The sequence below is a fragment of the Klebsiella sp. EMBS2024 genome (assembly GCF_036233805.1).
GTDB lineage: Bacteria > Pseudomonadota > Gammaproteobacteria > Enterobacterales > Enterobacteriaceae > Klebsiella > Klebsiella pneumoniae.
In genome coordinates this window covers 4323698-4333169 of the sequence record NZ_JAZARW010000001.1, presented here as the reverse complement: position 1 = coordinate 4333169, position 9472 = coordinate 4323698, and the positions used below count along the sequence as shown (strand labels likewise).

At 57.7% G+C, this 9472-nt stretch carries 9 protein-coding genes; 1 reads left to right on the top strand and 8 read right to left on the bottom strand.

What is annotated here, in order from left to right:
• Nucleotides 1-19: 19 nt before the first annotated feature.
• From trmL to VZP09_RS19795, 5 genes are all read right to left on the bottom strand, one after another.
• Nucleotides 20-493 carry a tRNA (uridine(34)/cytosine(34)/5-carboxymethylaminomethyluridine(34)-2'-O)-methyltransferase TrmL gene (trmL, locus tag VZP09_RS19815; RefSeq protein WP_002922423.1) on the bottom strand — a complete coding sequence of 158 codons (474 nt, stop codon included), beginning with the start codon at nucleotides 491-493 and terminating at the stop codon, nucleotides 20-22.
• Nucleotides 494-585: 92 nt separating this feature from the next.
• Nucleotides 586-1770, bottom strand: a complete 1185-nt coding sequence (lldD, locus tag VZP09_RS19810; protein ID WP_002922420.1) for an FMN-dependent L-lactate dehydrogenase LldD — start codon at nucleotides 1768-1770, stop codon at nucleotides 586-588.
• On the bottom strand, nucleotides 1770-2543 hold the full coding sequence (gene lldR, locus VZP09_RS19805) for a transcriptional regulator LldR (RefSeq protein WP_002922415.1): 774 nt from the start codon (nucleotides 2541-2543) through the stop codon (nucleotides 1770-1772). Before lldR ends, lldD begins: the two co-directional genes overlap by 1 nt.
• The gene (lldP, locus tag VZP09_RS19800) at nucleotides 2540-4195 is read right to left on the bottom strand and encodes an L-lactate permease (RefSeq protein WP_328795361.1); all 1656 of its coding nucleotides are present in this window, start codon (nucleotides 4193-4195) and stop codon (nucleotides 2540-2542) included. The genes lldR and lldP overlap by 4 nt, the downstream gene beginning before the upstream one ends.
• Nucleotides 4196-4480: 285 nt before the next feature.
• A complete protein-coding gene (locus VZP09_RS19795; protein ID WP_002922410.1) occupies nucleotides 4481-4843 on the bottom strand; it encodes a YibL family ribosome-associated protein in 363 nt (120 codons plus the stop codon).
• A 272-nt stretch (nucleotides 4844-5115) separates the two neighbouring features.
• Between VZP09_RS19795 and VZP09_RS19790 the strand changes: the two genes are divergently transcribed.
• A complete protein-coding gene (locus tag VZP09_RS19790; protein WP_002922402.1) occupies nucleotides 5116-5340 on the top strand; it encodes a hypothetical protein in 225 nt (74 codons plus the stop codon).
• Here the strand turns inward: VZP09_RS19790 and mtlR are convergent.
• The 3 genes from mtlR to mtlA form a co-directional block, all read right to left on the bottom strand.
• A complete protein-coding gene (gene mtlR / locus VZP09_RS19785; RefSeq protein WP_002922401.1) occupies nucleotides 5329-5925 on the bottom strand; it encodes a mannitol operon repressor MtlR in 597 nt (198 codons plus the stop codon). The two genes, VZP09_RS19790 and mtlR, sit on opposite strands and share 12 nt — an antisense overlap.
• Nucleotides 5925-7073, bottom strand: coding sequence for a mannitol-1-phosphate 5-dehydrogenase (mtlD, locus tag VZP09_RS19780; RefSeq protein ID WP_004145239.1), 1149 nt, complete (start codon nucleotides 7071-7073; stop codon nucleotides 5925-5927). Before mtlD ends, mtlR begins: the two co-directional genes overlap by 1 nt.
• 100 nt (nucleotides 7074-7173) lie before the next feature.
• Nucleotides 7174-9081 carry a PTS mannitol transporter subunit IICBA gene (gene mtlA, locus VZP09_RS19775; RefSeq protein ID WP_002922397.1) on the bottom strand — a complete coding sequence of 636 codons (1908 nt, stop codon included), beginning with the start codon at nucleotides 9079-9081 and terminating at the stop codon, nucleotides 7174-7176.
• Between the last annotated feature and the right edge of the window lie 391 nt (nucleotides 9082-9472).

Genomic DNA, 9472 nt, shown 5'->3' with positions numbered 1-9472 from the left:
AATCCGGGACCCACTCAGGTTAGCTGCGCAAGACCGCGCCAGGATACCCCAGCTGGCGCCAGGCTTCATACACCACCACCGACACCGCGTTTGACAGGTTCATACTGCGGCTGTCCGGCATCATCGGAATACGGATTTTCTGCTCCGGCGGCAGGGCATCGAGGATGCTGGCCGGCAGACCGCGGGTTTCCGGGCCAAACATCAAGAAATCGCCGTCCTGATAGCTCACTGCGCTGTGCGCAGGCGTGCCTTTGGTGGTCAGGGCGAACAGACGCTGCGGCTGCGCGCTGGCGACAAACGCCGCGTAATCCGCATGGCGCTGCACGGCAGTGAACTCGTGATAGTCCAGTCCGGCGCGTCTCAGGCGTTTATCGTCCCAGGTGAAGCCCATCGGCTCAATGATATGCAGACTGAAGCCCGTGTTGGCGCACAGGCGGATAATATTCCCGGTGTTCGGCGGGATCTCTGGTTCGAATAACACGATGTTCAGCATACTGCCCCCTTAATTGCGGGGGGCAGAATAGCAGATATTTGGCGAACCCTCACCCTGAGGGAGAGGGGCGGCGTAAGGGAAAACGTGGAGAATTACGCGGCGTTATTCTGCTTCAGCGCATCGAAGGTCTGCAGCGCTTCGGCGTTCTGCACCAGCGAATCACGGCTGATTTCACGGATGCTTTTCGCCCCGGTGAGGGTCATCGCCACTTTCATCTCTTTCTCGATGAGGTTCAGCAGATTCGCCACGCCCTGCTTACCGTGGGTCGCCAGGGCGTACAGGTAAGCGCGGCCCAGTAGCACGCTGTCGGCGCCCAGAGCGATCATCCGCACCACGTCGAGCCCGTTACGGATGCCGCTGTCGGCGAGAATAGTGATGTCGCCTTTCACCGCGTCGGCAATTGCCGGCAGGGCGCGGGCCGAGGAGAGCACGCCATCGAGCTGGCGGCCGCCGTGGTTGGAGACGACAATGCCGTCAGCGCCGAAGCGCACCGCGTCGCGGGCGTCCTCCGGATCGAGGATCCCTTTGATCACCATCGGACCGTCCCAGAAATCGCGGATCCACTCCAGGTCTTTCCATGAAATCGACGGATCGAAGTTATTCGCCAGCCAGCCAATGTAATCCTCAAGCCCGGTCGGTTTGCCGAGATAGGCGGAGATATTGCCCAGATCGTGCGGGCGACCGTTAAGGCCGACGTCCCACGCCCACTGCGGATGGGTGACGGCCTGCCAGTAGCGGCGCAGGGCGGCGTTCGGGCCGCTCATGCCTGAATGGGCGTCGCGGTAGCGGGCGCCGGGAGTCGGCATATCGACGGTAAAGACCAGCGTCGAGCAGCCGGCGGCTTTGGCGCGCTCCAGCGCATTGCGCATAAAGCCGCGGTCGCGCAGGACATACAGCTGGAACCACATCGGGCGCTTGATGGTCGGGGCGACCTCTTCGATCGGGCAGACGGAAACGGTAGAGAGGGTGAACGGAATGCCTTTGTCGTCCGCCGCGCCGGCGGCCTGCACTTCGCCGCGGCGGGCGTACATCCCGCACAGCCCGACCGGCGCCAACGCCGTCGGCATCGCCAGCTTCTCGTTGAATAATGTCGTTTCCAGACTCAGGTCCGACATATTGCGCAAAATACGCTGGCGCAAGGCTACATCGGAAAGGTCCTCGACGTTGCGGCGCAGGGTATGTTCGGCGTAGGCGCCGCCGTCAATATAGTGGAACAGAAACGGCGGCAGGATACGCTGTGCGGCGGCGCGATAGTCGCTGGCGGCGGAAATAATCATCACGAGTTCTCCCTGGAATTTTCATTGTGGTCACCGGGCAGGCGGGTAATTCGCGCCTGGCGGGCCTGGTCTTCATCAAAACGTTTGATGGTGGCGTGGACAAAGCCTAAGTGGCCCATCATCGCCTGGCGCGCCGCCTCGGCGTCGCCGGCGACAATCGCCTCCATGACGGCCTGGTGCTGTTCGGTCAGGCGGGCAAACACCGGCGGCACCTGATACATGCGCTGGCGGCTCTGCTTAACGGAGGAGTGCAGCAGGTCGAAAAAGCCGCGCATGGTTTGCAGGAGCACCACGTTATGCGAGGCTTCGGCGATCGCCAGGTGAAAGCGGACATCCGCCTGCGAGGCGATATCCGGGTCTTCACTCTGGGTCGCTTCAAAGCACAGACGAATTTTTTCTTTATCGGCGTCGGTGGCGCGCATCGCCGCGTGCCACGCGGTGCTGGCTTCGATGGCGTGGCGGGCCTCGAGGATATCGAAGCTGTAGTCCGGGTCATCGGCCAGCAGCGTCTTCAGCGGCTGGACGATGTTTTGCTCTGACCACGGCTCATGCTGAAAACGGACGAAGGTGCCGCCGCCGCGACGGCTCAACAGCACCCCTTCATTGACCAGCATCGCCAGCGCTTCGCGCAGGGAATTGCGTGAGACGCCGAGCTGGGCGGCGAGCTGGCGCTCGGCGGGCAGTCGCATGCCCGCCTCCAGCTGTTGTTCTTCAATCAGCGCCCGGACGCGACGCGCCACGTCGTCGGCCAGGCGTTTAGGCATCACTATCACGGGATCATCCAGGTTAAAACGTAGGCCTGCAGCGTGGTGATCAGCCCCACCATGCAGGTGAAGATCAGGCTATGTTTGACGGTAAAGCGGAACAGATCCGACTCTTTGCCCACCAGGCCTACCGCGGCGCAGGCGATGGCGATCGACTGCGGGGAAATCATCTTGCCGGTAACGCCGCCGGTGGTATTGGCCGCGACCAGCAGAATATCGGAGACGCCAATCTGCTGCGCCGCCGTTGCCTGCAGCGCGGCGAACAGGGCGTTAGACGAGGTGTCCGAACCGGTCAGGAATACCCCCAGCCAGCCAAGGAACGGCGAGAAGAAGGTAAACGCGTGGCCGGTATGGGCCAGCGCCAGGGCCAGCGTCGACGACAGCCCGGAATAGTTAGAGATAAAGGCGAACGCCAGCACCATGCCGATAGAGTAGATCGGCAGCGCCAGATCCTTCAGCGTCCCGGCGAAGGTGGTCAGCGCATCTTTCGGCTTCATGCGCAGCCAGACGATGGACAGCAGGGCGGCGAACAGAATGGCGGTGCCGGTTGCCGACAGCCAGTCGAATTTATATACCGCGGCGTAGGGCGTTGCGGCGCTAACCACCGGCGGCATACGGGCAACCATTTTGTCGAGGAATGGTACCGAAATATTGATAACGAAGTCATACATCGCGCCGCCAGGAGCGAACAGCGCTTTGAATGGCGGCACGCTCCACAGGGTCACGGTGGCGGTCAGGAACAGGAACGGCGACCAGGCGCGGGTCACTTGTCCCGCCGTGTAGCGTGTGCGGGCCAGCGTCATATCCACCTGCGAGGCGCCGAGATCGCCGAAGCGGAAGATGCGTACCGGCTGCCAGCGTTTGAGGAACAGGGTCAGACAGACCAGGGAGACCAGCGACGAGATGATATCCGGCAGCTCCGGGCCAAGGAAGTTCGAGCTGAGGTACTGGGCAATAGCGAACGAACCGCCTGCGACTATCACCGCCGGCCAGGTCTCTTTAATGCCGCGCCAGCCGTCCATAATCGCCATGATCCAGAACAGCACGATAATGGTCAGGAACGGCAGCTGGCGGCCCACCATCTGGCCGATGGCGAAGCTATCGATACCGGTCACCTGGCCGGCGACCAGAATCGGGATGCCCATCGCGCCGAAGGCCACCGGCGCGGTGTTGACGATCAGGCACAGGCCAGCCGCATACAGCGGGTTAAACCCGAGACCAACCAGCAGCGCGGCGGTAATCGCGACCGGTGCGCCGAAACCCGCCGCCCCTTCGAGAAAGGCGCCGAACGAGAAGCCGACGATCAGCATCTGCAGGCGCTGGTCCGGCGTAATCGACAGAATCGATGAGCGGATGATGTCGAACTGTCCGGTCTTCACCGAGATTTTATAGACGAAGACCGCGGCGATAATAATCCACGCTATAGGCCACAGGCCGTAGAAGAAGCCGTAGACCACCGAGGCTAAGGCGCGGTCCACCGGCATTTTATAGAACAGTAAGGCAACGACCAGCGCGATTGCGACGGTCCAGGTGGCAGCGATGTAGCCTTTCAGTTTGAGCTTAATCAGCGCAAAAAAGAAAAACAGAATCGGTAGCGATGCGATAAGACTGGATAGCCAGATATTACCGGCGGGATCGTAGTTTTGTTGCCAGAGATTCATGCAGGGTCTCCATCGGGCCGCCAGGAGAGGAGGGCTGAGTCTGCGCTCATTGCCGATCCCACCGAAAGTAAAATTGGCCCGGCCAATTAAGGGTATCAGGGTTGATGACAATGAATGGTTAATCAGATGTTACTCTTAAGCAACGTGTTTGTGATGGGTTTTGACGGATTTGTGAACTGCCAGGGGGTGGATGAAATTATTGGTTGGACCAATCGACCCGGCTGAAGGTAAAAATGTGGGGGAGTGAAGACAGAATAGCCCTCTCCGTACGGAGAGGGCTGGGGATCAAAATTCGCTGCGGGCGAAACCGGTCATCTCTTTCAGACCCATTTCCCGGCCCAGGGCGGTCATCGGATGGACAACCACCAGGCCGCGAACGCTTTTCTTCAGCTTGCCCATATCGGCCTGCTCTTTTTTGGTAATCGCGCGGCGGAACGGCAGGCTCATCAGTTTCTGCGCCTCTTTGCTCAGCTTCTGGCTCTGGACGGAACGCAGACGTTCAATCTCCGTTTCCAGAGTGGCTTTTTCTTTTTCCAGTTCAGCATATTTATCGGCGGCTTCCACCAGCGACAGCTCGGCCTGCTGGTGGCGGATGGCGTCGAGACGATCGCTCAGACGCTTGATTTCATTCTTTTCGACTTCTTTCATGGTGATTTGATCTGTTAATAAAGGGGCTTCATTCGCCTATAGTATGTGCCGTGACCGCTATTGTTGATAGCTATTTATCAAAAATTCGCCATTTGTCGCCGGCGGAATGCAATATCATTTATCGCTAATAATTTGAATTTTATTAATATTCCGCCTAATACCCGTTCTAATTTCATTTCTGTGAAGCCTGTCGGCAGATAAGCACGTTTTCCTTAACCCACGCTGGTGAATTGGCTAATGCTTAATCAGATTATTCCCAAAAGGAGGACGTGATGGCAAAGATCGGCGACGGCGTACCACGTTTAATCGACAAAGCGGTTGATTTTATGGCTTCCAGTCAGGCGTTTATGGAGTATTTGAAAAAGTCTCCGCGTCTGCAGCATGTACCGCGAGACATTCCTCAGGATAAGGAAGCGTTGTTCCTGCAGCGTCTGGAATATTATCGTCAGCTTTACCGGCCGACCTGCGACCAGACGGAACCGGAATCAGAGCGTTGATTTCTGAAAGGCTTTTTTTAAGCTGATTCGTGAAATCAGCTCAGTCAGGGACAGCACCATCGTTGAGCGCACCATCTGCTGGTAACGCAGTTTCTGCATTGCCAGCAGTTCGGCATCGCTGTCATCAAATTGCGGCGTTGGCGGCAGGGCGGCGACGCAGTGCAGTTCGCCGAACGGACCGATAATTTCGTCGTCGGTAAAGCTGTACTCATTGCCGTCGTGGTTAAGCTCTTCGCGCAGGGCCATCAGCAGCTCAGCGTCTTCATATTCGGCACGACTTATCACCCCAAGGCCATAAATCAGCTTCAGGCGTACAGAGAGATCGCCGAGCGGCCCGCTGCCCTCCAGCAAGGGCTCGACGGCGTATTTCACCGCGTAGTCGTCTTTACGGAACACCTGAAGCACCAGAATATTGACCGCTTCCGTTAACAGCTCGACGGTGGCGATCAGGAAGCTTCGTACGGTTTTGCCAGCATTCAGACGCTCAAGCACACGGTTTTCAAATGCTTGTGTTTCTTCCATCATTGCCTGCATATCTGACAGGAGTCGTAATGGGCGCGACGTCGGCCGCGCCAGGTTGTGCATCATTTTTCCGCGTTGTAGTCGTTAACGGCCTCCGCGACGACATCACTTGCGGCATCCAGGCCGGAAATCTGCGCCAGCGCGGCCTGCGGCCCCTTGTCGGCGATCAGTGCCGCCAGCTCCTGCGCCTGCGGATCGTCTTCGCTACGGAAATGCATCGCCGCCGCAATCCCTTTCACCAGGTTGCGGTGCGGCAGCCCGTATTCCAGTGTACCCAGCAGCGGCTTAATTAAACGGTCGCCAGCGCTCAGTTTGCGCAGCGGCTGACGGCCAACGCGCTCAACATCGTCTTTCAGGTACGGGTTCTCGAAACGACCAAGTATTTTCTGGATATAAGCCGCGTGCTTCTGCGGGTCAAAGGCGTAACGTTTGATCAGCACCGCGCCGCTCTCTTCCATCGCGCCCTGCACGACGGCACGAATTTTCTCGTCGAGGATCGCGTCGCGAATCGTCTGATGGCCCGCCAGTTTTCCGAGGTAGGCGGTTATAGCATGCCCGGTGTTCAAGGTGAAGAGCTTGCGTTCGACAAATGCCATCAGGTTATCAGTTAATTCCATCCCCGGGATAGTCGGCAGCGCGCCCTTGAACTGAGTCTTATCGACAATCCATTCGCTAAAGGTTTCCACGGTGACTTCCAGCGGGTCATGAGTGGCGGAAGCCGATGGCGGCACAATACGGTCAACGGCAGAGTCGACAAAGCCGATATGCGCTTCCACCCACGCTTTATCTTCTTCCGCCAGCGCGTTAAACACGTGGCCTTTTAACTGCGTGGTGCCGCGCACCATATTTTCGCAGGCGATGATGTTCAGCGGGCGTTCGGTGCCCTGCGCTTTGCGCTGCGCCAGCCCTTTGGCGATCGCTGGCGCGATGCGCTCGAGCACGACGGGACCGACGGCGGTGGTGACCAGATCCACCTCAGCGATCAGGTCCACAACCTCATCGCCGATGCTGCTGACGGCATTGACGCCGGAGACGGTGTCCACCTGCTCATTCTCACCGACGACGTGAACCTGATAGCTATGACGGGCATTCAGGGCATCAAGTACGGTCTGATTGACATCGGCAAACGTCAGTTCGATGCCCGCGTCGGCCAGCAATTTACCGATAAAGCCACGTCCGATATTACCTGCGCCAAAATGTAATGCTTTCATAGTATTAACCTTCAATTAATGTTTTCACCTGAGAGGGCTGGGGTGAGGCCTTTCCCCTCACCCCAACCCTCTCCCAAAGGAGAGGGTTGGATAGCGTTGATTATTTATTTAACAGCGCCAGAACTTCGTCGACGCTGGTGGTTTTCGCCAGGCGCTCAATCACGGTTTCGTCATCCAGGGCGTTAGTCAGACTGGTGATAACCTGAATGTGCTCGTTATTACGAGCGGCGATGCCGATGACCAGACGCGCGACTTCATCTTCTTCTTCACCGAAGCGCACGCCTTCCGGGTACTGGCAGAAGACGACGCCGGTTTTCAGCACGCGGTCCTTCGCTTCGATGGTGCCGTGCGGTACCGCGATGGACTCGCCGAGATAGGTCGAGGTCAGTTTTTCGCGGTCCAGCATCGCCTGCACATATTCCGGCTCGACGTAGCCGCCTTTCACCAGCTGCTCACCGGCGAAGCGAATGGCTTCTTCTTTGGTGGCTGCTTTGCGACCGAGGAAGATGTTATCCGCGCCCAGCTGGAACAGGTTGTTGTTAGTATCGTCAAAGCTGTCTTTCAGGCTATCGGTGACTTTGACTTCGTTGTCGATGTGGCGCTGGGCCGCGACCAGGCGCTCGGTCAGGCTGGTGTACAGACCGCTGTCGAGGAAGTTGGTCAGCGAAATATGCTGCGCCTGCGGTACCTGGCGCATGGCGCGCTCGGTAAGGTCGCGGTGGGTGATGACCAGGTCAACATCCGGCGGCAGGTTATTGATTGCGCTGTTGGTGACCGAGATGTTGCTCAGCCCGGCATCCTGCACTTTCTTGCGCAGTACCCCGGCGCCCATGGCGCTGGAACCCATCCCGGCGTCGCAGGCGACGATGATTTTACGCACATGGCTCAGGTCGTTGGTGACATTGCCGGCCGCCAGCGGGCTGGCGCCTTTGGATTCCGCTTTCATGTCATGCATACGACGCGTTGCGGCTTCGATATCGTCTTCTTCTTTGACTTTGCTGGTCTTGAGCAGAACCGCAGAGACCACGAAGGAGACCGCCATCGCTGCGATAATCGCGGCGATGTTAGCGAAGTAGGCGCCTTTCGGCGTCATCGCCAGTACCGCCAGAATGGAACCCGGGGAAGCCGGGGAAACCAGACCGCCATTGAGGATAGTCAGGGTGAAGACACCGGTCATCCCGCCGAGGATAACGGCCAGGATCAGGCGCGGGTTCATCAGCACGTACGGGAAGTAGATTTCATGGATACCACCCAGGAAGTGGATGATAGCCGCCCCGCCTGCAGACTGTTTTGCGCTGCCGCGGCCAAAGAACATGTACGCCAGCAGAACGCCCATCCCTGGACCCGGGTTAGCTTCAATCAGGAAGAAGATGGATTTACCCAGCTCGTGGGACTGCTGAATACCCAGCGGCGAGAAGATACCGTGGTTGATGGCGTTGTTAAGGAACAGGATTTTTGCCGGTTCGACGAAGATAGACGCCAGCGGCAGCATGTCGTGCGCCACCATAAAGTTAACGCCAGCCGCCAGAATTTTCGACAGAACTTCGACCGCCGGGCCGATGCCGAGGAAGGCCAGAATGGCGAGGATCATCCCGATGATGCCGGCGGAGAAGTTATTCACCAGCATTTCAAAACCGGATTTGATCTTACCGTCTACCCAGTTATCGAATTTCTTGATGCAGTAGCCGCCCAGCGGGCCGGCAATCATGGAGCCGAGGAACATCGGCATATCCGCGCCGACGATAACGCCCATGGTGGTGATCGCCCCGACCACGCCGCCACGTTCGCCGCCGACTAATTTACCGCCGGTGTAACCGATCAGCAGCGGCAGCAGGTAGGTGATCATCGGACCGACCAGCTTCGCCAGCGTTTCGTTTGGCAACCACCCTGTCGGAATGAAAAGCGCGGTGATGATACCCCACGCGATAAACGCGCCGATATTCGGCATCACCATATTGCTGAGGAAACGACCAAAGCTTTGCACTTTGATCTTGATATCGGATGACATAAAACACCCCTTCTTCTGTTTTGCGTAGCGCGCAGGCTTAAAGCCCGAGGTTTGTTGTTAATGTGGCGGCAGAGGTAGCCGGGCCCTGATTGATAGTGCGAAATCTGGCACTGAATCGTTTAGCTGTCCAGCCAGCGCCCTTTTATGTGATTTGGATCACATGAATATAGGGGGCTAAGAGGGTTTTGTAGTGATGATGATCACAAAATTACTGTGTAAAAAAACAACACAGCGCCTTTTTAGCCGCTGATCTGCCTTTTTGTGTGATATTTGTCACATTTTTGTTTCGTGTTTTTGTTGTTTGTTTGTGATTTTGATCACAAAGAATTTCGCGAGGGGTTTACGCCGCTGTGATCTCGGCCCGGTTTTGCTTCCACGCCGGGATGACCCT